20 protein-coding genes are annotated in these 24,821 nt (G+C 47.8%); 7 read left to right on the forward strand and 13 right to left on the reverse strand.

Features of this window, described 5'->3' with window-relative positions; translation table 11 throughout:
- The 5 genes from sucA to sdhC all read right to left on the reverse strand — a co-directional run bounded on the left by sucA (position 1) and on the right by sdhC (position 6,126).
- Positions 1 to 2,805 (reverse strand): 2-oxoglutarate dehydrogenase E1 component, encoded by a 2,805-nt coding sequence (gene sucA / locus BLT32_RS00595; RefSeq protein WP_053952369.1) that lies wholly within the window; start codon positions 2,803 to 2,805, stop codon positions 1 to 3.
- A gap of 108 nt (positions 2,806 to 2,913) precedes the next feature.
- The gene (locus BLT32_RS00600; protein WP_053952370.1) at positions 2,914 to 3,627 is read right to left on the reverse strand and encodes a succinate dehydrogenase iron-sulfur subunit; all 714 of its coding nucleotides are present in this window, start codon (positions 3,625 to 3,627) and stop codon (positions 2,914 to 2,916) included.
- A 16-nt stretch (positions 3,628 to 3,643) separates the two neighbouring features.
- Positions 3,644 to 5,410, reverse strand: coding sequence for a succinate dehydrogenase flavoprotein subunit (sdhA, locus tag BLT32_RS00605; RefSeq protein WP_053952371.1), 1,767 nt, complete (start codon positions 5,408 to 5,410; stop codon positions 3,644 to 3,646).
- Positions 5,411 to 5,758 (reverse strand): succinate dehydrogenase, hydrophobic membrane anchor protein, encoded by a 348-nt coding sequence (gene sdhD / locus BLT32_RS00610; protein ID WP_053952372.1) that lies wholly within the window; start codon positions 5,756 to 5,758, stop codon positions 5,411 to 5,413.
- Positions 5,752 to 6,126: a succinate dehydrogenase, cytochrome b556 subunit gene (sdhC, locus tag BLT32_RS00615; RefSeq protein ID WP_053952373.1), complete on the reverse strand. Its 375-nt coding sequence runs from the start codon at positions 6,124 to 6,126 to the stop codon at positions 5,752 to 5,754. The genes sdhD and sdhC overlap by 7 nt, the downstream gene beginning before the upstream one ends.
- Positions 6,127 to 6,442: 316 nt before the next feature.
- Between sdhC and BLT32_RS00620 the strand changes: the two genes are divergently transcribed.
- Together BLT32_RS00620 and BLT32_RS00625 are read left to right on the forward strand one after the other, a co-directional pair.
- Positions 6,443 to 7,723, forward strand: coding sequence for a citrate synthase (locus BLT32_RS00620; protein ID WP_053952374.1), 1,281 nt, complete (start codon positions 6,443 to 6,445; stop codon positions 7,721 to 7,723).
- A gap of 241 nt (positions 7,724 to 7,964) precedes the next feature.
- Positions 7,965 to 9,311 carry a KamA family radical SAM protein gene (locus tag BLT32_RS00625; protein WP_053952375.1) on the forward strand — a complete coding sequence of 449 codons (1,347 nt, stop codon included), beginning with the start codon at positions 7,965 to 7,967 and terminating at the stop codon, positions 9,309 to 9,311.
- 19 nt (positions 9,312 to 9,330) lie between these two features.
- Here BLT32_RS00625 and kdsB read toward each other — a convergent pair whose 3' ends face one another.
- The 5 genes from kdsB to BLT32_RS00650 are packed head-to-tail and all read right to left on the reverse strand — an operon-like array spanning position 9,331 to position 15,214.
- A complete protein-coding gene (gene kdsB / locus BLT32_RS00630; protein WP_053952376.1) occupies positions 9,331 to 10,092 on the reverse strand; it encodes a 3-deoxy-manno-octulosonate cytidylyltransferase in 762 nt (253 codons plus the stop codon).
- Positions 10,089 to 10,286: a Trm112 family protein gene (locus BLT32_RS00635; RefSeq protein ID WP_053952377.1), complete on the reverse strand. Its 198-nt coding sequence runs from the start codon at positions 10,284 to 10,286 to the stop codon at positions 10,089 to 10,091. The genes kdsB and BLT32_RS00635 overlap by 4 nt, the downstream gene beginning before the upstream one ends.
- Positions 10,276 to 11,262 carry a tetraacyldisaccharide 4'-kinase gene (lpxK, locus tag BLT32_RS00640; RefSeq protein WP_053952378.1) on the reverse strand — a complete coding sequence of 329 codons (987 nt, stop codon included), beginning with the start codon at positions 11,260 to 11,262 and terminating at the stop codon, positions 10,276 to 10,278. Before lpxK ends, BLT32_RS00635 begins: the two co-directional genes overlap by 11 nt.
- On the reverse strand, positions 11,262 to 13,010 hold the full coding sequence (gene msbA / locus BLT32_RS00645; protein WP_053952379.1) for a lipid A export permease/ATP-binding protein MsbA: 1,749 nt from the start codon (positions 13,008 to 13,010) through the stop codon (positions 11,262 to 11,264). Before msbA ends, lpxK begins: the two co-directional genes overlap by 1 nt.
- 35 nt (positions 13,011 to 13,045) lie before the next feature.
- Positions 13,046 to 15,214, reverse strand: coding sequence for a DNA internalization-related competence protein ComEC/Rec2 (locus tag BLT32_RS00650; protein ID WP_053952380.1), 2,169 nt, complete (start codon positions 15,212 to 15,214; stop codon positions 13,046 to 13,048).
- A gap of 50 nt (positions 15,215 to 15,264) precedes the next feature.
- Here BLT32_RS00650 and BLT32_RS00655 point away from each other — a divergent pair, with 50 nt between their 5' ends.
- Positions 15,265 to 15,774, forward strand: coding sequence for a DUF2062 domain-containing protein (locus BLT32_RS00655; RefSeq protein ID WP_053952381.1), 510 nt, complete (start codon positions 15,265 to 15,267; stop codon positions 15,772 to 15,774).
- Here BLT32_RS00655 and BLT32_RS00660 read toward each other — a convergent pair.
- From BLT32_RS00660 to BLT32_RS00670, 3 genes are read right to left on the reverse strand one after another with little or no spacing between them, the layout of a single operon-like run.
- On the reverse strand, positions 15,771 to 17,006 hold the full coding sequence (locus BLT32_RS00660) for a lipoprotein-releasing ABC transporter permease subunit (protein WP_053952382.1): 1,236 nt from the start codon (positions 17,004 to 17,006) through the stop codon (positions 15,771 to 15,773). The genes BLT32_RS00655 and BLT32_RS00660 overlap by 4 nt on opposite strands.
- Complete coding sequence (gene lolD / locus BLT32_RS00665; protein WP_053952383.1) at positions 17,003 to 17,713, reverse strand: lipoprotein-releasing ABC transporter ATP-binding protein LolD; 711 nt, start codon at positions 17,711 to 17,713, stop codon at positions 17,003 to 17,005. Before lolD ends, BLT32_RS00660 begins: the two co-directional genes overlap by 4 nt.
- Positions 17,706 to 18,932, reverse strand: a complete 1,227-nt coding sequence (locus tag BLT32_RS00670) for a lipoprotein-releasing ABC transporter permease subunit (RefSeq protein WP_053952384.1) — start codon at positions 18,930 to 18,932, stop codon at positions 17,706 to 17,708. Before BLT32_RS00670 ends, lolD begins: the two co-directional genes overlap by 8 nt.
- An 85-nt stretch (positions 18,933 to 19,017) precedes the next feature.
- On the opposite strand from BLT32_RS00670, the gene BLT32_RS00675 reads away from it, so the two are divergent.
- The 4 genes from BLT32_RS00675 to BLT32_RS00690 all read left to right on the forward strand — a co-directional run bounded on the left by BLT32_RS00675 (position 19,018) and on the right by BLT32_RS00690 (position 24,819).
- Entirely contained in the window at positions 19,018 to 19,659 is a 642-nt protein-coding gene (locus BLT32_RS00675; protein WP_053952385.1) for a PilZ domain-containing protein, read from the forward strand.
- A gap of 71 nt (positions 19,660 to 19,730) precedes the next feature.
- Entirely contained in the window at positions 19,731 to 23,210 is a 3,480-nt protein-coding gene (gene mfd, locus BLT32_RS00680; protein ID WP_053952386.1) for a transcription-repair coupling factor, read from the forward strand.
- 20 nt (positions 23,211 to 23,230) lie between these two features.
- Positions 23,231 to 24,325, forward strand: a complete 1,095-nt coding sequence (locus BLT32_RS00685) for a CsiV family protein (RefSeq protein WP_053952387.1) — start codon at positions 23,231 to 23,233, stop codon at positions 24,323 to 24,325.
- 14 nt (positions 24,326 to 24,339) lie between these two features.
- Positions 24,340 to 24,819 carry a MarR family winged helix-turn-helix transcriptional regulator gene (locus tag BLT32_RS00690; RefSeq protein WP_053952388.1) on the forward strand — a complete coding sequence of 160 codons (480 nt, stop codon included), beginning with the start codon at positions 24,340 to 24,342 and terminating at the stop codon, positions 24,817 to 24,819.
- Positions 24,820 to 24,821: the final 2 nt, after the last annotated feature.

The following is a 24,821-nucleotide window of genomic DNA, read 5'->3' on the forward strand; positions in this document are numbered from 1 at the left end:
CTATTTAATGGTTAGCGCTTCGTCAACGAGTTTTTGTTGCTGTTTGTTATGCTCTGATAAATAACCCACCGCTGGAGCCGCTGACGCGTCCCGACCACGATAAGTTAACTGAGCACCGGAAGGTATCGCAGCCCAGAAGTTGTGCTGGCTACTATACCAGGCACCTTGGTTCTGCGGCTCTTCCTGACACCAGACAAAGTCCTTGCCGTGTTGATAATCTTTCATGATATCGGCTACTTCTTCCGCAGGGAACGGATACAACTGTTCGATACGGATAATAGCCACTTCGTCTTGTTCACGGTCGCGGCGCTCTTTCAGTAAGTCGTAATAAACCTTACCAGAGCATAACACCACGCGTTTTACTTTTTTCGGATCCAAAGAGTCGATTTCGCCAATCGCATTTTGGAAACCGGTATTTTCAAGCTCGCTCATCTCTGAGATAGCCAGAGGATGACGCAACAATGATTTCGGCGTCATAACAACAAGCGGACGGCGAACCGGACGCAGTTGTTGACGGCGAATCATGTGAAATACTTGTGCCGGAGTGGTTGGCACACAGACTGACCAGTTGTGATCAGCAGAAAGCTGTAAGAAACGCTCCAGACGTGCTGAAGAGTGCTCTGGCCCCTGTCCTTCGTAGCCGTGCGGTAATAACAGAGTCAGTCCGCATAAACGGCCCCACTTCTGCTCACCGGAACTGAGGAACTGGTCAATAACTACCTGAGCGCCGTTAGCGAAGTCACCGAACTGAGCTTCCCACATAATCAGTGATTTTGGTTCTGCCGTTGCGTAACCATACTCAAACGCAAGTACAGCTGCTTCTGACAGCACTGAGTCATAAATTTCAATTTGGCCCTGATCGTCTCTGATATTGTTCAGAGGCATATAGACGCTAGCATCGTCCTGATTATGCAATACTGCATGACGGTGGAAAAACGTACCGCGGCCTGAATCCTGACCTGTTAAACGAATATGGACGTCTTGGTCTACTAAAGTTGCGTAAGCCAGGCTTTCTGCAAAGCCCCAGTCCAACGCTTTGTCACCTTTCGCCATTTTCTGGCGCTCTTGATAGACCTTGGCAACACGCGAGTTCAGCTTATGCTCTTCCGGATACGAAGAAATTTTATCCGCCAGCTCTTTTAACTTCTTCGCTGATACTTTGTAGTCATACTCAACGTCCCAGTCATTACCAATGTACGGTGACCAGTCGACTGAATGCGCACGCATTGGGCGGTGTTCTTCGACAACGACTTCACCCTTATCCAATGCATCGCGGTAATCTTGTATCCACTGCTTAGCGTCTTCTTCGCTGACGGCACCTGATTCGTTTAAGCGTTTTGCATACAACTCTCGCGCCACTGGATGCTTCTTAACTTTTGCGTACATCAACGGCTGCGTTGCACTTGGCTCGTCCGCTTCGTTATGGCCGTGACGGCGATAGCAAACAAGGTCGATAACTACGTCACGCTTAAAGGTATTACGATAATCGAGCGCTAATTGCGTAACGAAAACAACCGCTTCCGGGTCGTCTGCATTGACGTGGAAAATTGGCGCCTGCACCATTTTCGCAATATCAGTACAGTACTGAGTTGAACGCGCATCTTCTTGTTTAGACGTTGTGAAGCCGACTTGGTTGTTCACAACAATACGTACTGAGCCGCCAACCTGATACGCTCGGGTCTGCGACATGTTAAAGGTTTCTTGTACCACACCCTGACCGGCAATAGCCGAATCACCGTGAATGGTAATTGGCAGAACTTTTTCGCCAACCTTGTCTTCTAAGCGATCCATACGAGCACGTACAGACCCCATGACAACTGGGTTTACAATTTCTAAGTGAGACGGGTTGAAGGCCAGTGCCAAGTGCACATCGCCGCCCGGCGTAGCGAAGTCCGAAGAAAAGCCCATGTGATACTTAACGTCACCAGAGCCCTTGCTTTCGCCGTGCTTACCTGCGAACTCGTCAAATAAGTCTTGTGGCTTCTTACCTAAGACGTTCACTAAAACGTTCAAACGCCCGCGGTGAGCCATACCAATAACCACTTCTTTTGCGCCTTGCTCGCCAGAGCGAGAAATTAACGCTTTAAGAAGCGGTACCAGGCTGTCGCCGCCTTCTAATGAAAAACGCTTAGCGCCCGGGAATTTTGAGCCTAAGTATTTTTCCAGACCGTCAGCAGAAATCAGCTCACGCAGAATTTTGGTTTGTTGCTCTTTGTCGAACTTCGCTTTACCTAAAGAGCCTTCTAAACGCTGCTGAATCCAACGCTTCTCTTCAGTAGAAACGATGTGCATGTACTCAGCCCCAATAGAGCCGCAGTAAATGTTTTCCAACGCTTGGTGAATATCTTTCAATTTCATGGTTTCGCTGCCAACGGCAAGCGAGCCCACGTTGAATTCACGATCCAAGTCGTCTTTCGAAAGCTCATGAAAATCGAGAGAAAGATCAGGAACCCTGTCCTGTTTCCACAATCCAAGAGGGTCTAGATTAGCGTGTTGGTGACCTCGGAAACGGTAAGCGTTAATCAGCTGTAATACTTTAACTTGCTTTTGATCACTGACTGAGCTGCCGCTTCCAGACTGTTTGAGTTTGTTCTTCGCAGCCTCGCGAAATTGTTCGCGAACATCGCTCATTTTGGTATCTGTTACCTGGCCGTCGCTTGGCAGAGCATCGAAGACCTTACGCCACTCATCGCTGACAGCGGTTGGATCATCCAGATACGCCTCAAACATTTGCTCAATGTAGGCAACGTTCCCACCGGCTAGATGCGAAGTTTCTAGCCATTCACGCATTACACCGTCTTGCATTGCGTTTCCTTCACCTAAATATGTAAACCGATTTTATAAAAAAATAGCCATCCTTTGTGGGATGGCTATCCACAACATAAACCGTTCAAATTGACGCGCCGTTGGTTATTAAACCGCGCGATTCAACAGCATCGATTTAATGTGGCCAATAGCCTTAGTTGGGTTCAACCCTTTTGGACAAACATTGACGCAGTTCATAATGCCGTGGCAACGGAACACACTGAATGCATCGTCTAAATCATCCAAACGCTCGTCGGTTGCTGTGTCACGGCTGTCGATTAAGAATCGATACGCATGCAACAAACCAGCAGGACCGATGAACTTGTCAGGGTTCCACCAGAACGACGGGCATGATGTTGAACAACATGCACATAAAATACATTCATACAGTCCATCAAGCTTAGCACGCTCTTCAGGAGACTGCAGACGCTCACGCGCCGGCGGCGTTTTGTCGTCGTTAATCAGGTACGGTTTAATCTTCTCATACTGCTGATAGAACTGGCTCATATCAACAATAAGGTCACGAATAACCGGTAAGCCTGGCAATGGACGAATGACAATTTTGCTGCCTTTCAATGCTGATGTTGGCGTAATACACGCCAACCCATTTTTACCATTGATATTGAGGCCGTCAGAGCCACAAACGCCTTCACGGCATGAACGCCGGAACGCCAACGACGGATCTTGCTCTTTCAATTTAATAAGCAAGTCCAGCACCATCATGTCTTGGTTTTCTTCCACCTCTAGGGTGTAGTCCTTCATGTAAGGTGCGTCATCAACATCCGGGTTGTAACGATAAATCGAAATATTCAATGTTTTCATCGCTTTAACCCCTTAATTAGTACGTACGAGCTTTCGGAGGGAAAGCTTCGCGCAGTTTCGGTGCCATATTAACCTGACGAGTAACCATGTCTTCAGATTCTGGACGGTAAACAGAGTGAACCAACCATTTTTCGTCGTCACGGTCAGGATAGTCAGCACGGCTGTGCGCACCACGGCTTTCAGTACGGAAGTTTGCTGCAACCGCAGTTGAGTATGCCGTTTCCATTAAGTTATCAAGTTCCATACACTCAACACGCTGAGTATTGAACTCTTTCGACGTGTCGTCTAAACGTGCATGCTTCAAGCGCTCACGAATTTCTTTCAATTCTTTCAGACCTTCTGCCATTGCGTCGCCTTCACGGAATACCGAGAAGTTCATCTGCATGCAGTTTTGCAGGTCTTTCTTAATTTGCGCCGGGTCTTCACCTTTCTGTGTGTTTTCCCAACGGTTGTAGCGAGCCATTGCCGCTTCAACATCAGATGCTGAAGATTCACGCGCTTCACTGTTAGCCGCTAAGGTTTCACCTAAATGCATACCGGTCGCACGACCAAATACAACAAGGTCAAGCAGTGAGTTACCGCCCAAGCGGTTTGCACCGTGAACAGATACACAGGCAATTTCGCCACAAGCAAACAGACCAGGTACAGGCTTAGTTTCGCCTTTATCGTCAACTGTCAGAGCCTGACCGTTAACGTCGGTTGGGATACCACCCATCATGTAGTGACAGGTTGGAATAACCGGAATAGGTTCTTTAACCGGGTCAACGTGCGCAAAGGTACGAGACAAGTCACAAACACCTGGCAAACGGCTTTCCAGCGTTTCTTTACCTAAGTGGTCCAGTTTCAACTTAAGGTGTGTACCCCAAGGACCTTCACAACCACGGCCTTCACGAATTTCGGTCATCATTGAGCGGGCAACAACGTCACGCGACGCTAAGTCTTTTGCATTTGGTGCATAACGCTCCATGAAACGTTCGCCGTCTTTGTTTAACAGGTAACCACCTTCGCCACGGCAACCCTCAGTTACCAAGCAACCTGAACCGGCAATACCGGTTGGGTGGAACTGCCACATTTCCATGTCTTGTACAGGAACGCCGGCACGTAACGCCATGCCAACACCGTCACCGGTATTGATGTGTGCGTTCGTGGTTGAAGCGTAGATACGACCAGCACCACCAGTTGCTAAGACAACCGCTTTGGCTTTCACGTAATAAACTTCGCCGGTTTCCATGTTCAGAGTTGTTACACCCGTGACAGCACCGTCTTGGTTCTTCACGAGATCAAGTGCATACCACTCAGAGAACACGGTAGTTTTGTTCTTAACGTTTTGCTGATACAGCAAATGCAGAAGTGCGTGACCAGTACGGTCAGCAGCTGCTGCGGTACGTGCGGCTTGCTCGCCACCGAACTCTTTTGACTGACCACCAAATGGACGCTGGTAAACTTTACCGTTCTCAAAACGTGAGAAAGGCAAGCCCATGTTTTCCAGTTCCAAAATAGCTTCCGGACCTGCTTTACACATGTATTCGATAGCGTCCTGGTCACCAATGTAATCCGACCCTTTTACGGTGTCGAACATGTGCCATTGCCAGTCATCTTCGTGTGCATTACCTAAAGCAACGGTAATACCACCTTGTGCAGAAACCGTGTGAGAGCGCGTTGGAAACACTTTCGACATCAACGCACAGCTCATTCCCTCTTGGGAAATTTGCAGCGCTGCTCGCATGCCGGCACCGCCAGCACCAATCACCACTGCATCAAATTCTAAAGTTTTAACGTTCACTTAAACACCCCACAGTACGAATAAGCCAGTGAGCCAAACAGCGATGAGACCAACGCTGAAAACCAGCTGAATGAAAGCACGTAAGCCAGCGGCTTTTACGTAGTCAGTCAGTACCTGCCAAATGCCAATCCAACCGTGGATAAGAACGGCTGTCAGAACCAGCATAGTGGCTACTTTCATCCAGATGTTAGCAAATAACCCACTCCAAACTTCATAGGTGACATCTGGCGTAGAAATGAAAAAGCCCGCCATGAATAATGCGTATAAACAAATAACGATAGCGCTGGCACGAAGAAGGATAAAGTCGTGCGAACCGCTGCGTCCGAAAGTAGCTGCTGCTGTTACCATAGCCAAACTCCTACTAGCACGGAAAGAAGAATAGAAAGCACAATTGAAATAACCGCGCTGGTTCTTCCCGAATCAAGCTCTTCCCAGTAGCCCATATCCATCACTAAATGGCGCAGGCCTATAATTAAGTGAAATCCTAGCGCTGTCAAAATACCCCAGCCAATAAATTTAGCGATAAAGCTGGTCATCAGGTTTTCAACTTGAGCAAAGCCTTCTGGTCCACTCAGGGAAACAGCAAACGCCCAAATAAGGAAAACAAGAGACACCAGCATTACGACACCTGAGATACGGTGCAAAATAGATGCTTTGGCAGCGGCAGGAAATTTAATAGTTGATAAGTCTAAATTAACAGGTCTTTCTTTTTTCACGATAGATTGCCTTTTAATAAAGCACAAAAGAAATGTCTTTCACGTGTGTGCAACAAGATATTTGTTACAAATACGGTGAAAGAGTATATCGACCCAAGCCACATTTTACAACGACAAAACAACGATTCGATAAGTGAACTGTTTAGTCATGCGACTAAAGTCTAACTTAACTCAAAAATGAGTAATCTTTTCTTCATCTTCACTACGTATACTTTGCTAGAATTAGTTCACGTTCTGCGAATTAAATTGACATTTACGGGCATGATCGAGTTAAATTAGCCCACTTTTTCAAAGTAAACAGTGAGGAGATTTCCTTATGGCTGATCGTAAAGCCACTTTACAGATTGACGGCCAATCCATTGAACTGCCAGTACTTTCACCGGCGGCAGGTAAGGATGTAGTTGACGTCCGAACACTGGGAAAACATGGTTACTTCACTTTTGACCCAGGGTTCCTGGCTACGGGCTCTTGCGAGTCGGCTATCACCTACATCGATGGCGAAAACGGTGTGCTATTACACCGCGGTTACCCTATCGGTGAGCTTGCAACAAAAGCAGATTATTTAGAAGTTTGCTACATGTTGTTGCACGGCGAAGCGCCAACTGAAGAACAGTACCAAGAATTCAAGAGCACTATCACGAAACATACAATGGTGCATCAGGGCATCCACAACTTCTTTAACGGATTCCGCCGCGACGCACACCCAATGGCAATGCTATGTGCTGTCACGGGTGCTTTGTCTTCGTTCTACCACGATGACTTAGACATTCATGATGAAAATCAGCGTCTGCGCAGTGCGTATCGCTTAATTGCTAAAATCCCAACGATTGCAGCAATGGCTTACAAATTCAGCATCGGCCAACCGTTCGTCTACCCACGTAACGACTTAGGATACGCAGAAAACTTCTTAAACATGATGTTCTCTGTACCTGCTGAAGACTACGAAATTAGCCCGGCGGTTGCTCGTGCTATGGATCGTATCTTCACGTTGCACGCAGACCACGAACAAAACGCATCAACCTCTACTGTGCGTTTAGCAGGCTCTTCAGGTGCAAACCCATATGCGTGTATCGCAGCGGGTGTTGCGTCATTGTGGGGGCCGGCTCACGGTGGTGCTAACGAAGCGTGCTTGCGTATGCTGGCTGAAATTGGCTCTGTTGAGAACATTCCTAAGTACATCGAAAAAGCAAAAGACAAAAATGACCCATTCCGTCTGATGGGCTTTGGACACCGTGTTTACAAAAACACTGACCCACGTGCAACAGTTATGCGCGAGTCATGCCACGAAGTACTTAAAGAGCTTAACCGTGACGATCCATTACTGGACGTTGCTATGGAGCTGGAGCGCATTGCGCTTGAAGACGACTACTTCATCGAGAAGAAACTCTTCCCGAACGTCGACTTCTACTCAGGTATCGTGCTGAAAGCTATCGGTATTCCAACGAATATGTTTACCGTTATCTTTGCACTGTCACGTACTGTTGGCTGGGTGTCTCACTGGCACGAAATGATGGGCGAAGCAAACCAGAAAATTGGTCGTCCTCGTCAGTTGTACACTGGCTACACACAGCGTGAATTTAGCCCGATTAAAAAGTAAGGCTAACTACTGCTTACAAAGGCGCTCGATGAGCGCCTTTTTTATTGCTCGAAATTCAATAATTTTCCCGAAGATACCGACAATTAGTTCGTGTACGTTGCTTTTTATTCCTTAGAAAACGTGCAACTGCCCTTCAATTTATTTATACTACGTCGCATTTCGCTGGCCACCCATAGCGACAAGGCCGATTTCATTTTCAGTGAGTGTCTGTCACTTACTGCAGATAATTACAGAGAGGCTTATGCAGCAAGTAGTTAACGTACAACAACCCATCATTAAACCTCGTCGATTCAAGGTCTATCAGCACCGACAGCTTGATAAAATAGAAGCATTGAACAAAGTGCCTGCTGATATGCGTTTTGAAATGAAAGTCGTTGCCAACGTACTGCCATTTCGGGTCAATGAATATGTGTTTAACGAGCTTATTGATTGGGAGAATGTACCCAACGATCCGCTGTTTCAGCTAACTTTCCCACAAAAAGACATGCTTGAGCCGTCTGCGTTTCAGCGCATGGCTGACTTAATGTCGGGTAAACACACAACGAATGAAGTGTTTGACCTGGCAACACAGTTACGTGAGGAAATGAACCCGCACCCGGCCGGACAAATGCAGATGAACGTACCTCACGTGGATGGCGAGCCATTACCGGGTATGCAGCACAAATACCGTGAGACCGTTCTGTTTTTCCCTGCGCAGGGACAATACTGTCATTCTTACTGTACTTTCTGCTTCCGTTGGGCACAGTTTGTGGGCAAGGCAACACGGTTTAACTCTAACGACGCCGATCAGCTGCATCGCTACTTGGCACAGCACAAAGAAGTGACAGACTTACTGGTAACGGGCGGCGACCCAATGGTTATGCGCACCCGTAAGCTAGCGGAGTACCTTGAAGGGCTGCTGAAGCCTGAGTTTGAACACATTAAAACCATTCGTATTGGCACTAAGTCTCTGACTTTCTGGCCGTATCGTTTTATTACCGACCCGGATGCAGACGAAATGCTGCGTCTACTTGAGCGTCTGGTTGATGGTGGTAAACACGTGTCCATTATGGCGCACCTTAACCATCCAAATGAACTGCGCACTGAGGTGTGTCAGGAAGCCATTCGTCGTTTACGCAGCACTGGCGTGCAAATTCGCTGTCAGGCGCCTTTACTGCGCCACATTAATGATGATCCGGACGCTTGGGCAAATATGTGGACGAAACAAGTGCAGCTGGGCATGATTCCATACTACATGTTCGTTGAACGTGACACCGGCGCGAAACGCTACTTTGAAGTACCACTTGAGCGTACTTGGGAAATTTTCCAAAAGGCGTACCAGCAAGTTTCGGGTATTGCCCGTACTGTTCGTGGGCCATCAATGAGTGCCGGGCCAGGAAAAGTCGAAGTTCAGGGTGTGACGGAAATTGCCGGTGAGAAAGTGTTTGCATTGCGCTTTATTCAGGGCCGTAATCCTGACTGGGTACAACGCCCATTCTTCGCAAAATATGACCCGGATGCAACATGGCTGCATCATCTTAAGCCGGCGTTTGGGGAAGAGAAGTTCTTCTTCGAAGATGAGTATGCGAAAATGTCAAAGATGGACTAAGAGATTCGGCAAGGCCAGCTTAGCTGCTGGCCAGTGCTCGCGCCCGCTGCAAGTCGGCTTCAGTGTCGATACCTGCCGCGGGCGTTTTTATTGCCTCAGCGACATGAATACGCTCGCCATGCCAAAGTACGCGTAACTGCTCTAACGACTCAATATGCTCAAGTGGGCTGCTTTCCCAGGTAATGTAGTCCAATACAAAACCCGCACGATACGCATAAATACCAATGTGACGTTGATAACTCTCAATAACCGCCGGCTGTAATGGCTGATCTTTCGCAAATTCATCGCGGTTCCACGGTATAGCTGCACGGCTGAAATACAATGCATAACCTCTGCTATCAGTAACCACTTTGACTGCATTGGGGTTAAATACGTCCTCTGCATCTTCAATGGGCACAGACAGAGTCGCCATGGGTGCTGCCGTCTGATTAGCCAGGTTATCCGCAACCTGACGGATAATTTCAGGTGGAATAAAAGGTTCGTCGCCCTGCACATTGACGACCACTTCGGACGTTTCAATATTGAGCTTACTTATTACTTCCGCCAAGCGCTCAGTACCAGAGTTATGACCCGGCGAGGTCATTAATACCTGACCATCAAAGGCTTTTACCGCGCTTTCTATTCTGCTGTCATCAGTCGCAACGATAACCCGCCCTGCACCACTTTCCTGCGCACGTTCGTACACATGCTGAACCATGGGCTTGCCGCCAATGTCAGCTAAAGGTTTACCGGGTAAACGACTCGAACCATAGCGAGCAGGAATGACAACGGTAAAACTCATGAAGGAACCTTTTCTAACTCTTCACTGCTGATTTCCCGGGCTTTATCGGCAATCAGAACAGGAATACCTTCACTGATAGGATAGGCAAGTTGTTCACCACGACAAACCAGTTCGTCTTTCTCTGCATAATGAACCAGCTTTCCCTTACACTTAGGGCACGCCAAAATGTTTAACGTCTTAGCTTCAATGGGCATTTTGTTTCCTTTCCAGTTCTTTCAGTAACTGCTCTTTCAAAGAGTCAGGCAGTTTGGTCGCTATTGGCTGATAATACCAATTTCCCCGAGCAAATGACTGACATTTGCCAGCGTCTTTCTCGGTCATTAATATCGGTAAATCTGTCAGGTTATCAAAGTCGCTTTCAACGAACTCGTGATGATCATTAAAAGGCACGGTCTGCTTTACCTCAAAACCCTGGTCTCTCAGAGAGTTAAAAAATCGTTGAGGGTAACCTATAGCAGCAACTGCGTTATAGGCTTGCTCTTTATCCAGTTTGGTTTGTTCATCGTCGTTAACCCGATACCACTGACCGTTCTCAACTTCCGTTACATAGCGGGCAAACGGGTGGCGACCATAATTTGATACCACCCACTGAGAGCCTTTAAGTCGCCATGGTCCTTCTCTAAGAGGGCCGGCCGGCAACAGCCATCCGTTCCCCACGCCGCGCTCTGCATCCAACATAATAAGTTCAATATCACGCTTCAGTGCATAATGCTGGAGACCATCGTCAGAAATAATAATATCAACATCAGGGTGCTGTTCGGCCATATACTTAGCCGCTTCAACGCGCTTCGGAGATATAATCACAGGGCAGTCGGTTCGTTTACGGATAACCAAAGGCTCGTCACCCACCTTCTCTGCATCATCTCCGACATTGATAGAGTGTGGGAATGGACCTTTTGCGCCATAGCCCCGGCTAACAATACCGGGTGTCCACCCTTCTTCTTTTAACCACTGACAAAGCGCAATAACCATCGGCGTTTTACCGGTACCACCGACACTAATATTCCCCACCACAATAACCGGCACATCTGCTTTATAGCGCCTAAAAGGGCCAATAAAATAAAAACTGCGGCGCAAATTGGTCAATAACCAGAACAGCAATGACAAAGGCGTGAGCAGTAACAGTAGCGGATGTAAACGTCCTTTATACCACTGCTGCTGTAGCCACATTAAGCGCCTCCATGGAACTGCAAGTTATACAGCTGAGAGTACGCGCCTTCCTGGTCGAGAAGTTGTTGGTGAGTACCACGTTCAAGTATTTCACCACTGTCCATGACCAAAATTTCATCGGCGTTTTCTATGGTCGATAGCCTGTGCGCAATAACAATAGCTGTACGGTTTTGTCGCAATGCGCCTAAGGCTTGCTGAATATGGCGCTCAGACTCGGTATCAAGAGCCGAGGTTGCTTCATCCAGAATAAGTATTGGTGCGTCTTGTAAAAGCGCCCGTGCAATTGCAATACGCTGACGCTGACCACCAGACAACATAACACCGTTTTCACCCACCATAGTATCCAGACCATTTGGCATGTTGTCGGTAAATTCAGTGACATAAGCTTGCTCAGAAGCTCTTATTATGTCGTCTTTTGACACCTCTTTTGACGCACCATAAGCAATATTATTAGCGATAGTGTCATTAAATAAGGTGACATGCTGAGACACCAGTGCGAATTGTCGACGCAGGCATTTCAGTTTGTAGTCATTAATGTTGTGGCCATCAAGCAAAATGCGCCCCTGCTCGACATCGTAAAAACGCGTCAGCAAGTTCGAAATTGTTGACTTACCACTGCCGGAACGTCCTACTAACGCAATGGTTTTGCCCGGCTCTACGTTAAAACTAACATGCTGTAACGCTAAATCGTCGCCCTGCTGATAACCGAAGCTGACATCGTCAAATTCAATATGGCCCGCCGCACGGTCAATCACTTTTGAGCCTTTATCAATTTCGATAGGCTCGTCGAGAATAGTAAATACGCTCGTTGCCGCTGCAATACCGCGCTGGAAATCGCTGTTTACGTTAGTTAGCTGTTTCAGCGGACGTAGCAGCATGATCATAGAGGTTAGCAAGGTCGTGAATGCACCTGCCGATAACTCACCCAGCATTTCCGGAAAACTGGCTATAACCAGCACCATGGACAAACTGAGTGATGCAATAAATTGAATAACCGACGTGCTAATAACCCGTGTGTTCACCAATTTCATGTTTTGGTTACGGGTAGTGTTATTGATTTCTGCGAAGCGCGTCGACTCTTTCTTCTGTCCTTCGTGCATCACGACGACTTTGTGGCCGTTGATCATTTGCTCTGCGGTGGTTGTCACATTGCCCATCGCCGTTTGAATACGGCTACTGACTTTACGGAAGCGTTTAGACACTACCGCGACAACTTTAGCAATAAGCGGCCCGACAACGAGAAACACCAACGACAACTGCCAGCTTTGATAAAACATCAGCCCTAATAAGCCAATAACAAAAGCGCCTTCGCGAACTAACACCAATAAAGCCCGGCTACTGGCTTCAGCGACTTGCTGGGTGTCATAGGTTATCTTAGAAATTAAATCGCCGGTTGAATGCTGGTCATGGAAGGCAACAGGCAACTTCATCAGATGGTCGAACAACTGCTGTCGCATTTTAGTGACAACTTTAAAGCCAACCCAATTTAAGAAATAGCTGGAGGCAAAGTTAAAAAAGCCACGGATAATAAAGAAAAACGGAACAAAAATAGCACCATAGAGAAGAATATCGGAGTTTTGCTCGGTTAACCCGTCATCGATAAGGGTTTCAATTTGAGAGAAAAATAGAGTATCGACGCCTGCATAACCAATCATGCCGATAACTGCGGCGATAAAAGCGAGCTTATAAGGTTTGATATAACCAATTAAACGCTTAAAGGTCGTCTGTTTTTTTTGCTGAGAATCCATGTAGTCTCATATAAGTCATTAAAACTTTGTGCATTCTACCTGTTTTCATGTGGTAACTCCAAACTCCATGAGTCCCCGTCGCTGATTATTGTTATTTGCCCGACTTCCTGCGTTCCGTACCACGGCGACCCGGTGCGCTCTAGCCGCTGTACAGTATAACGGTGCGGGAAATTGTAGCCACGATGTTTACCATAACTAATAACGTAAGCCTTGGCATTTACCGCCTGTAACAAAGGCCAGCTTGTCGAGGTTTTGCTCCCATGGTGTGGAACAGCAAGTATGGTGGAGTTAAGCACGCCTTTCGACTCAATAGAAGCGAGTAACGACTGCTCTGCCGCCATTTCAATATCACCGGGAAACAACATTTGAAAGTCATTCCAGCGTAACTGAACAACACAAGACTCATTATTGCGGCTCAATTGACCACCTTTTGCATAGGACGCTGTCGGCCAGTAGGTATGCAAAGACATACCGTTCCAGTGAATAACCCGCCCGGACTCACAAGGATTATTCGTTTTAGCGCCTTGCCATTTTATGTTCGGGTAGCGTTTTGCTAAATACGCTTTACCACCACTGTGATCAATGTCTTTATGACTAATAACGGCAAGCTCCGGCACGAGTCCGTGGTACCTTAAAAAGGGTTCAATAACCTGCTCCGCCACACTAAACCCGCTATGGTACGAAACACCTGTATCCATAAGAAGCGCACGGCCATTCCTTTCAACAACGACCGCCTGACTTTGTCCAACATCTAACATGTGAACGCGCAGCTGGCCGTCACGACTATTGAGCAATACAAAGGCGGAAAGCGGCAGACACAGAATCAGCAATGCTCGCTGCCAATTGCGGACTACTGGAACAATAAAGGCAATAATAAGCGCCCATAAAGCACCGAAACGCGCTTCTCTGGTAACCGCTAGAGCATCGATTGCCAGCCAGTTCGACGGGTGCGCGCTCAGCTTCTCTAAATACGGCATGACATAAGCCAGCGGCTGTTCCGCAATATGCCATAGCCACTGCGCGTAACTGACACCGTCGAATAGGCTGCACATCGTTGCAATAAGAGACAACGGTAAAATCCAAAAGCTAATAATTGGCAGTATCAGTAAATTGACCAGGGGTGCGAACAGCGAAAACCCACCGAATAAATACACCGACAACGGTGCCATAATAATTAACAGCACCCATTGAATGAACCAAAGTTGTCGGAGGCTGGCAAAACGCCCCTCTTTCGGGCGCCAGCGCCAGGAACTGAAAAACAATGCCGTGACGGCACAAATAGACAGCCAGAAGCCAGCATCCTGCCAGGCGAAAAGGTCAACAATAAAAACGCCAAGACAGGTTCTAAGCAGTAACTGCAGTGGCGTTATTCGAACAGCAACTAACTTGTGGGCCAGAACAATACCTGCGAGCACAAGAGCACGAACCGTCGATATCGCAAAGTCTGCTAAAAATGCGTAGAAAACAGCGACCGCAATGCCAGCGCAAACGCTCACCAACCTTTTGTTGTAGCGCTCCCGGAAAGCCGGGCTTAGCGGTAAATAACGAAAAACTAATGACACAAAAAGAAACACAGCGCCAATAACCATACCGATATGCAAGCCGGATATTGCGAGGCTGTGCGCTAACCCTGTTTTTTGCCAAATCTGTTTGACTTGGTATGGCAAAAGGCTACGTTCGCCAATGGTTAAAGCGGCAATAATACCAGCAAAGCTTAGGTCAGCTTTCTTGATAGTATCGAAAATCTGCTGGCGAATGCTGGGGCTCCGGTTAAGCAATGTCACGTCTTTTAACGAGCCAACCGCACTTATGCCTTGTCGCTTTAAATAGGCTTTGTAATTAAAGCTACCATCGTTACGGTAACTTTTAGGAGCTTTAAAAACCGCAGTTCCGCGTACTGTATCGCCCGCTTTCAAGGCTATACTTTCGTCGTAAGTACCGTCGTAAGTGTAAAGGTTTAACTGTACCCGAATGCCTTGGTACCAAGACGGAACGAATTCATTCACACGCAAAACCCTGCCCGTAACACGCGTATGGTATTGATAGATTTGAGGGATTTCGTCGAGTGTTACTTCAATAGAGTATTCTGCGCCCAGATAGCTCTTAGGTAGTGACTGAAACTCTTGCCAATAAAGGTTGGCATTCACCCACGAAATACCGCAAAATACAACAATGAGTAGTAACCTGATGGTTTTAGAGTCCATCGCTTGCTCCCTCCCTGGAGCAAATCGAAACAGGTATTAAACATCACATTATGGCCAGACGCTTTATTCAACGCTTTATGCCTGACCACCAAAAAGTGCGTGAGTCTAAGGCAATAAGAATATTTGGCAGCCTTTTGCATGATGCAAATTTATGGCATTTAAACCGGCGTTCAGCCTCTGGGGCGTTCGCTGTTGGCCTTTTTTGTGCGTTTATTCCCGTTCCCTTTCAGATGTTATTAGCCGCAGCCTTGGCCATTCCTTTCCGGGTTAATCTGCCGCTGTCTGTGGGTCTGGTTTGGGTGTCCAACCCCATTACCATGCCACCCATGTTTTATCTGTGTTATCTGGTAGGCAATGCCATTCTGGCCGAGCCTCCACAGCCTTTTGCATTTGAGTTAAGCTGGGAGTGGCTGGGACACAGTATTTCCACTATTGGCCCCGCATTTATTCTTGGCTGTTTAATTCTGGGAACACTGTCGAGCTTAATTGGCTACGTTGCCATTCGCTTGCTATGGCGCCGCTCTGTGGTTAAAGCATGGCGCAATCGCCAAAGCGACTAACCTCTCTCGTGTAATGCTTTTGCGGGCTCCACTTTCATAGCACGCCAGGCCGGATAAATTGTCGCCAACCAACTCATTACCAGCGCAACAGCACTCACCAGAACAACATCGCTCCATTGCCACTGCGAGGGTATTTCGCTCACAAAATAAATACCGCCGTCAAGAATGTCGATATGAAACAAAGACTCAATAAAGCGCATAATCTCAGGCATAAATTGTCCCAGTAAAATACCAATACCAGCGCCCCAAAGCACGCCGTATAACCCATTCATAATGCCCTGGAACATAAAGGCCAGTAACAAAGTCCGGTCTTTCATACCTAACGTTTTCAGCATTGCAATTTGACGACGCTTTTTGGCCACTGTCATAACCAGTGTCGACACAATGTTAAAGCACGCAACCGCCATAACCAGTACCAACACGAGATAAACCACTGAGCGAACTAGCTCAATGTCTCTATACAAGTGACCATGGGTACGTGTCCAATCATTCAGGTAGACCAATTCAGGCAGTTGGTTACCGATCTCTTGTGCAACTGTCGGCGCTTTGAATACATCATTTAGCGCCAGTCGGACCGACGTCACACCATCGGCAATACTAAGTTCATCCATCGCAGTGCTAAGCGATACGTAGGCGTTCAGATGATCAATTTCACCACCAAATTCAAACAGCCCTGTCACTTCTAAACGCTTGCGCTTTGGAGACTGAAACCCTCTGGCAGATTTTTCAGGAAACAGAATGGATAACGAATCACCGATCTGTACATTAAGCTTTTCCGCAATTCCTGCTCCCAGCAAAATGCCACCTTCGGAAGTCCAGCGTTGCCAGTCTTCATCACTAACGTAACTACTGAGGTCAGATACCCTGTTTTCATGACTGGGGTCGATACCTTTAAGCTGAATACCGTGAAAGCTAGTATTAGTTTGCACCATAACGGTACTGTTAATACCGGGAGCTGCCGCAACAACATCGGGATGTTCCTTCGCAATCTTACTGATGAGCTGCCAGTTTTTGAGCTCTCCCTCTACCGCGCTATATTCAACATGCGGAACAACCGACAAAAGCTTGTTCTGAAGAACGCTCTGAAAGCCATTCATCATTGATAAAGCGGCAATGAGCACCGCACATCCCAGTGCAATACCTGTTGTCGAAGACGCCGAAATAAAGGATAAAAACCCCTTTTTATTGCGGCGGCTACGGAACCGTTTTGCCAATAACCAAGCTAAACTCATTGATGGTTCACCTGTACGTCGTCTCTCAACTGCTTACCATCCAAAGTACCACCAACCAATCGCTCCACTCGGTGCAGCTGTTCAGCCAGCGTGTTGTCGTGAGTCACAACGATAAAAGCCGTGCCCTTTTCTTTATTAAGCTCGAGCATTAATTGGTAAATACTGGCAGCAGCTTCGCCATCAAGATTTCCTGTTGGTTCATCTGCTAATACGATATCCGGGTTGTTCACAAGGGCTCTGGCAATCGCCACCCGTTGCCTCTCACCACCGGACAGCTGAGCCGGCCGATGAGATAAACGATGCTCTAAGCCAACTCGCTTTAGCAGTGCTTCTGCCGCCTGCTTAGCCGCTTTAGGATTCTCGCCGGCTATCAGTCTTGGCATAGCCACATTTTCTAATGCTGAAAACTCAGGCAGCAAATGATGAAACTGATACACAAAACCGAGATTACTATTGCGCCAGCTTGAAAGCTTGTCTGAAGACCAGGTTGTCATATCCTGACCGTTAAACAACAGACTGCCTTTACTCGGCTTTTCCAAACCTCCGAGGATATGCAGTAAAGTACTTTTCCCTGAGCCGGAAGCCCCCACAATAGCAACCATTTCCCCGGCAGAAATGGAAAAGTCGACCGACTTTAATACGTCGACCTGGCTTTCACCGTCCTGGTAAGTTTTACTCAGCTCACTACAATGCAGTAAATCAGTCATATCGAAGCGCCTCCGAAGGTTGCGTGTGAGCCGCCCGTAACGCTGGGTAAACCGTCGCTAGAATGGTTAGTGCAATAGCGGCGACTGCTATCAAGAAAATTTGTCCTGCATGAATCGATACGGGTAAACCGCCGTTACCCACGGCCAGGCCTCCGCCCATTAACGCCATAATGTCATTCAAAAACAGACTGACCAGCAGCCCGAGAATAACGCCAATAATGGAGCCCACCACGCCGTTGTAAGAGCCTTGCATCAGAAATACCGACCGAATGCTTTTATGAGAAAGACCTATAGTCTGCAAAATAGCAATATCGTGACGCTTATCATTTATTACCATAATAAGCGCCGACAACGTATTAAACGCGGCCACCGCAATAATCAGCGCCAGCATCAACCACATCATGCGCTTCTCCATGCCCACCGCTTCAAACAACTGGCCATAACTTGAACGCCAGTCAGACAGAGTAAACTCGGTTTTGCTACGAATGTTCTCTGCCACGGCAGGCGCCTTGAACGCGTCGTCCAAATACAGTTGCAAGCCGGTTACGGTGTCTCGCGGCAAACGAATTAAACGGGCAAGGTCATCGCCATGTGCAAAAACCACCGAGTCATCGACTTCAGAGCCCATGGAGAATATCCCGCTGATAACAAAACGTCGCTGTGAGGGAACCAACCCAAAAGGCGTATAAACACCACCTTCTGCGGCCACCAAACGCACAGTATCGCCCGGCGTTAAGCCTTGTCTTTGCGCCAGCCTTTCCCCAATAATTAAGTGGTAGTCGCCGGCGTTTAATGAAGTCCACTGCCCCTGTGTCAATTTGTTTCGTAACGAGTCCGGCAGCTCAGCTTTATTAGGGTAAATACCCTGCACTTGAGCCACAGAAAGCTTTTCATTTAATTGCAAGATGGCTTGAGTTTGAACATAAGGAAGTGTTTGTTGCACTGCGTCAATGTCCGGCAGCGCTTTGCGGGCGTCTTGCCAATTCGATAACTGGCGCGAGTTGTTTGTGTCATGCACCGTCACTTGAGGTACTGCACCTAAAATGCGCTCTTTCAGCTGTCCTTCAAAGCCATTCATAACGGACATGACCACCACCAACGCCATAACCCCCAGCGCAATGCCGATAAAAGCGAAGCGATTAATAAAGGCGGTAAAGGGTGATCCCTGTCGCGAGCGACTGTAACGCAGTCCGATAAACAGCTCGACGGGCTGAAACATGTTCCCTCAATGTTTTTGTGGTTGCTAATTCATTACGAGCAAGGATAATGACTTGTTAACAGCCTGACAACTAAAAGCAGAGGCAATGATGCAATCGCAGACATCGATGACAGCACCAATAGGCGATTTCTTCACCGTGCAGGAAGACTTCCCGGTTAACCTGGTACCGCTAGAGAATACTGATCAGCTGCCAACCGATGAGGAGTTTGAAACACAAATTCCTGAACTGTTTTTAATTGCCTCTAGCATGGCTGAAAACGACACCCAGAAAATACAAGCCATTAAAGTCGAGCAACCTGCCGGCAGCGCTCTTGTTGACTTCCTTGAGCAGCAGCACAAACGCATGAATATTCTGCTGGGCTATATGCTTCGTAATGAAGACGATGCGACACACCGCTTTTCCGGAAAAGAATATGGCGGCGGCGGTATTCGGGTGATTTCAGGCTCACCACTAGAAAGCGGCCAATTATTTCAGGCGAAGCTGTTTTTTAAAGAAGAAGCACTGGCTATATTCTGCTATGTCCGTCTTGAGAGCTCAGAAGCGCTCGACGATAACGACACCTACTTATGCACCCTAACTTTCGAGCGTATCCGCGAAGAAGACCAGGAACTCCTCATACGTGCCAGCCTGCACGCGCAAAGTCGCCAATTAAAGCAGCGCTCTAAACAACGCCGCGAACAAAAAGATAATGCAGAGGAAAAAGCTGACGACTCATCCAATTCCTAGTCATTTTCAGTATAATACCGTCGTTCGCGCAGCTTTTACTGCAACCTTTTTAACGTAACTATTGAGTAGTCATGACTAAGGCATCTGTATTACGACCGCCCTTTCCTTCATCTAAAGACAAAGACATTACCTGGCAGGAGCTCCAAGGTAGTTCTCCGGCACTTGCTCTGGCCAAACTGATTGACTCGACTCCGGGCCGGGTATTGGTGGTTACTGCCGATGCCAATCAGGCCTATCGCCTTGAGGAGGAAGTTAAGTTTTTTGCCGACGAACACACCGAGTATCATGACGACATAACACTCTTTCCAGACTGGGAAACTCTGCCCTACGACAGTTTCTCACCGCATCAGGATATTATCTCTGACCGTCTGTCAGTGCTGGCACGTCTGCCCTCTGCCAAGCGTGGTGCGCTTATTGTCAGCGTCAATACCTTGATGCACCGCATTGCCCCAACCTCTTACGTGTCGGGACAGGCTCTACAAATAGAAAAAGGCCAGCAACTGGATGCCATTAAGTTGCGGGAAAAACTGGAGCGAGCTGGCTACCGGCATGTTAATCAGGTTATGGAGCACGGTGAATTCAGTGCGCGTGGCTCCATTTTAGATTTGTTCCCAATGGGTAGCGAAACGCCTTATCGACTGGACTTTTTCGATGACGAAGTTGACACCATTCGTCCATTTGACCCGGAAACACAGCTGTCAAAAGACCCAATAGAAGATATTAATCTGCTGCCGGCGCACGAATTCCCAATGACTAAAACCGCGATTGAGCGGTTCCGTGCCCAGTATCGCGAGCGTTTTGAAGCCAGTACCGAGCGCGAATCGGTTTATCAGCAAGTCAGTAAAGGCCAGCTACCCGGCGGCATTGAATACTATTTGCCGCTGTTTTTTGAGGAAACGGCTTCATTATTTGACTACTTACCTGAAGACACGGTTCTGGTGACCTTTGGCAACATTCAGGCAAGCCTTGAGCGACTCTGGCAGGACATTAATCACCGTTACGACCAACGCCAGTTCGACCCATTGCGTCCGCTACTGCACCCTAATGAGGTGTTTTTACCTGTCGATGCGATTCACTCTAACTTTAAGGAGTATCGACGAGTACGAGCCAGCGTTCCTGCCGACATGGCACAACCGGGTTCCGTACAATTTGAGTCTCAGGCAGTGACTGAGATAGCCGCAGATCACCAGCAAAAGGCGCCTTTTGAAAAGCTCAATAAAGTTATCACTAATGCGCTCGAGAACTCAGAGCGGGTTATTATTTCTGGTGAAACAGCCGGCCGACGCGAAGCACTGAGAGAAATCATTGCGAAACTGGGTCATAAAGTCACGCTGTGCCAGCATTTAGGAGACGCACCTGCAAAAGGTGTTGGATTAATTGTCAGCCCCATCGTCAACTCCTTTTACTTACCCGACGCCAAACTCTGGTTCATTACAGAAACGGAGCTTTTCGGCAGCCGCGTAGTACAAAGTCGTCGACGCGAACAAAAAGCAACCGTCAGTGCCGATACCCTCATTCGCAATCTGGCGGAACTGCAACCCGGTCAACCCGTGGTTCACCTTGACCATGGCGTGGGCCGTTATAAGGGGCTCACAACACTGGACGCCGGTAACGTCACTACCGAGTTTGTCACCATTGAATATGCAGGTGGCTCGAAGCTTTATGTGCCAGTGGCTAATCTTAATGTTCTGAGTCGATACAGCGGTGGCGAAGAAAGCCATGCACCACTGCATAAGCTGGGTAACGACACTTGGGAAAAAGCTAAAAAACGTGCGGCAGAGAAAGTGCGGGATGTTGCTGCTGAACTGCTCGACATCTACGCTCGCCGAGAGGCTAAGCCCGGTTACCCGTTCAAAATTAACGATGAAGACTACCAACGCTTTGCAGCAGGCTTTCCGTTTGAGGAAACCATCGATCAGCAAGCCGCCATTGAAGCTGTTAAAAATGATATGCAGCAACCAAGAGCTATGGACCGACTGGTTTGTGGTGACGTTGGTTTCGGTAAAACGGAAGTGGCCATGCGCGGCGCCTTTATTGCGGTAAACGAAGGCAAACAAGTCATGGTGCTGGTACCAACCACCTTGCTGGCTCAGCAGCATTACGAGAATTTCAGCGACCGCTTCGCCGATATGCCAGTGCGTGTCGAGGTACTTTCACGCTTTAAAACAGCCAAGCAGTCCAACGCCATTCTTAGCGACCTGGCTGACGGTAAAGTCGATATTATTATCGGCACACACAAGTTGCTGCAGGACACGGTAAAATGCCGTGATCTTGGCTTGCTGATTGTCGATGAGGAGCATCGCTTTGGGGTGCGCCAGAAGGAAACCATTAAACGACTGCGAGCTGATGTCGACATTCTGACATTAACCGCAACCCCGATTCCTCGAACACTGAACATGGCCATGAATAACATTCGTGACCTGTCGATAATCGCGACACCACCGGCGAAGCGCCTGGCGGTTAAAACCTTCGTGCGTGAATACGACGAGCCAACAGTGCGAGAAGCCATTCTGCGTGAAATATTGCGTGGCGGTCAGGTGTACTTCCTGCACAACAACGTAGAAACCATTGAGAAAACCGCCCGCGACATTGAAGAGCTGGTCCCTGAAGCTCGTGTCACTATTGCCCACGGCCAAATGCGGGAGCGTGAACTTGAGCAAATTATGTCGGACTTCTACCACCAGCGATTTAACGTATTGGTGTGTACGACCATCATTGAGACCGGCATAGATATACCAAGCGCTAATACCATTATTATGGATCGCGCCGACCATCTAGGCCTTGCGCAAATGCACCAGCTGCGTGGCCGTGTCGGACGTTCTCACCATCAGGCGTATGCTTATTTACTGACCCCTCACCCCAAACGGATGACCAAAGACGCAGCGAAGCGCCTGGAGGCCATTTCTCAGTTGGAAGATTTGGGCGCTGGCTTCATGTTGGCCACCCATGATCTTGAAATTCGTGGCGCCGGAGAATTGCTTGGCGACGATCAGAGCGGCCAAATTGAGAGCATTGGCTTTACCTTATACATGGACATGCTCGAGCAAGCCGTAGACGCCTTAAAAGCAGGCAAAGAGCCGTCGCTGTCTCAACTTCTGCATGAGCGCTCAGAAATTGACTTGAAGTTACCGGCGCTACTGCCTGACGACTATATTCCGGATATTAATAATCGCCTTAGCCTGTATAAGCGCATTGCTAATTGCGAAACCAATAAAGAAATTGATGACATTCAGGTGGAGTTAATTGACCGCTTTGGACTACTGCCTGACGCCGCTAAGAACTTGTTGCGTCAAACCAGTCTAAGAAACCATGCCGAACAATTGGGCATTCGCAAAGTGGATGTGGGTAATCAGGGCGGTGTCATTGAGTTTGCTGATAACACTAAGATAAACCCGGAAGTGATTATCGGCTTAATTCAAAAAGCACCGCATCATTACAAACTGGACGGTCCAAACCGCCTGCGCATCAGTCAGTCGCTTGAAGATACTCAAAGCCGCTTAAAACTGATAGAGTCATTACTTAATGAGTTTTCTGAACAGTCGGAAGCCTAGCGCACAAGGAGAGCAAATTAATGGCGTCAGTCACCAGTCTGATTAAACACAGTTTAATTGCTGCTATTGCCGTTGCGGCAATTTACCCGGTTAGCGCGAAAGCTTTGCCGGATAAAGACTACTGGCGCTGGTTTGAAGTCGAAGTTCTGGTATTCAAACAACGCATTGCTGATGACTCCAGTGAACAATTCCAATTGTCACCGACTCACATTGAAAGTCGTAACGAAAGAAATTTAATTGCGCCTTTCATAAATCAAAAACCGCGGGCCTTAATCAGTGGATTACCCGTTTGTGAGCCATTAGACGAGACTCAACAAATTGATTTAGCCTGTCGCTATGAAAACGAAGAGCAATGGATTCCGATTGCCGGTAACCCTTTAGCTCCGCCAGCGCCGCTTATGGCGTTGCCTGAAACCCCGGTGGTCATTGACGGCAAGGGTGGCGACATTAATACCGCAGCAGCCCCGTTTTTAGTGCCTGCTGACAAGCTGGAGCTCAATGAAATTCGTACCGAGCTTGAAGAAAAAGGCCATGCTAAGCCGTTATTACACCTAGCCTGGCGCCAACCGGTTTTCAAAAAAGGTGTTGGTCCCAAGTACCGTCTATTTGCCGGAACAAATTACTCGAATGACTTCTTTTATGATGGCTTCCCTAAAAAAGACGATGAGTTTATAGCGCCATTGGAAAACCAAAGTAGTCATGCGCTTCAGTCCGATATTGAGCAATTGTTTGCACTTATTGAAAGCGGTCGTAAGCCCTTTAAACCTTTAAGCAAAATACCGCAGCCAGAGCAAATGCGGTCGTTAAATGAGAAGAACCCGCTGGTTTGGGAGTTTGACGGTCTTATCGACATATACCTTATTGGTAACTACCTGCACATTGACGGCGAATTCAATTTACGGGAAAAAAGCAGCCTGGAGCGCATTGGTAATAGCATTGAAGAACAGGCACAACTCGCTTTAGCTGGTGCGCAAACCGATACAGAGTTTTTACGCAGTTATTACTTCTCGCAACTGCGCCGCGTAATTAGCCACGAAACACATTACTTTGATCATCCGAGACTCGGTGTTGTCGTCCAAATTCGTCGAACTGACTTGTCAGCTCCACGATACTAAAACGGAGACCGATAATGGAAAAGTACGAAGAGCTTTTATTGGCACTCAGAAAAGTGATTAGAGCCATTGACCTCTATTCCAAGCAACTCAACAAGTATTCCGGGCTCACTGCCCCGCAGCTGCTTATTCTAAGAGAAATTAAAGCCGCCGATGGCATTACCGCCAGTAAAGTGGCTCAGAATATTAATTTAAGTCCCGCCACTGTTTCTAACGTGATTGAGCGGCTCGAACATCGTCAGCTTATTCACCGGCATCGCAGTGAACAGGACAAGCGTCGGGTGTCACTGTATTTGACCGACAGCGGAATGGAGTTATTGAATAAAGCGCCACAGCCGTTGCAGGAAGACTTTATTGAAAAGTTTCAGGCGTTAGAAGAATGGGAGCAGTCCTTACTGCTCTCTTCCATGCAGCGCATTGCCAATATGATGGATGCTGAACGACTCGACGCTGCCCCGGTGTTAGAAGTCGGTAGTTATCACAAACTGGATCATTAATT

The organism is Idiomarina zobellii (assembly GCF_900100855.1).
GTDB classification, from domain to species: Bacteria; Pseudomonadota; Gammaproteobacteria; order Enterobacterales; family Alteromonadaceae; genus Idiomarina; species Idiomarina zobellii.

Coding starts and splice junctions, on each gene's coding strand:
- BLT32_RS00625 (WP_053952375.1), top strand. CDS start 7,965: ATGCAGCAAGTAGTTAACGTACAACAACCCATCATTAAACCTCGTCGA.
- BLT32_RS00660 (WP_053952382.1), bottom strand. CDS start 17,006: ATGAGTTTAGCTTGGTTATTGGCAAAACGGTTCCGTAGCCGCCGCAAT.
- sucA (WP_053952369.1), bottom strand. CDS start 2,805: ATGCAAGACGGTGTAATGCGTGAATGGCTAGAAACTTCGCATCTAGCC.
- BLT32_RS00690 (WP_053952388.1), top strand. CDS start 24,340: ATGGAAAAGTACGAAGAGCTTTTATTGGCACTCAGAAAAGTGATTAGA.
- BLT32_RS00600 (WP_053952370.1), bottom strand. CDS start 3,627: ATGAAAACATTGAATATTTCGATTTATCGTTACAACCCGGATGTTGAT.
- lolD (WP_053952383.1), bottom strand. CDS start 17,713: ATGACTGATTTACTGCATTGTAGTGAGCTGAGTAAAACTTACCAGGAC.
- BLT32_RS00620 (WP_053952374.1), top strand. CDS start 6,443: ATGGCTGATCGTAAAGCCACTTTACAGATTGACGGCCAATCCATTGAA.
- BLT32_RS00650 (WP_053952380.1), bottom strand. CDS start 15,214: ATGGACTCTAAAACCATCAGGTTACTACTCATTGTTGTATTTTGCGGT.
- msbA (WP_053952379.1), bottom strand. CDS start 13,010: ATGGATTCTCAGCAAAAAAAACAGACGACCTTTAAGCGTTTAATTGGT.
- sdhD (WP_053952372.1), bottom strand. CDS start 5,758: ATGGTAACAGCAGCAGCTACTTTCGGACGCAGCGGTTCGCACGACTTT.
- BLT32_RS00670 (WP_053952384.1), bottom strand. CDS start 18,932: ATGTTTCAGCCCGTCGAGCTGTTTATCGGACTGCGTTACAGTCGCTCG.
- kdsB (WP_053952376.1), bottom strand. CDS start 10,092: ATGAGTTTTACCGTTGTCATTCCTGCTCGCTATGGTTCGAGTCGTTTA.
- BLT32_RS00635 (WP_053952377.1), bottom strand. CDS start 10,286: ATGCCCATTGAAGCTAAGACGTTAAACATTTTGGCGTGCCCTAAGTGT.
- BLT32_RS00685 (WP_053952387.1), top strand. CDS start 23,231: ATGGCGTCAGTCACCAGTCTGATTAAACACAGTTTAATTGCTGCTATT.
- BLT32_RS00675 (WP_053952385.1), top strand. CDS start 19,018: ATGATGCAATCGCAGACATCGATGACAGCACCAATAGGCGATTTCTTC.
- mfd (WP_053952386.1), top strand. CDS start 19,731: ATGACTAAGGCATCTGTATTACGACCGCCCTTTCCTTCATCTAAAGAC.
- lpxK (WP_053952378.1), bottom strand. CDS start 11,262: ATGTGGCTACAGCAGCAGTGGTATAAAGGACGTTTACATCCGCTACTG.
- BLT32_RS00655 (WP_053952381.1), top strand. CDS start 15,265: ATGGCCAGACGCTTTATTCAACGCTTTATGCCTGACCACCAAAAAGTG.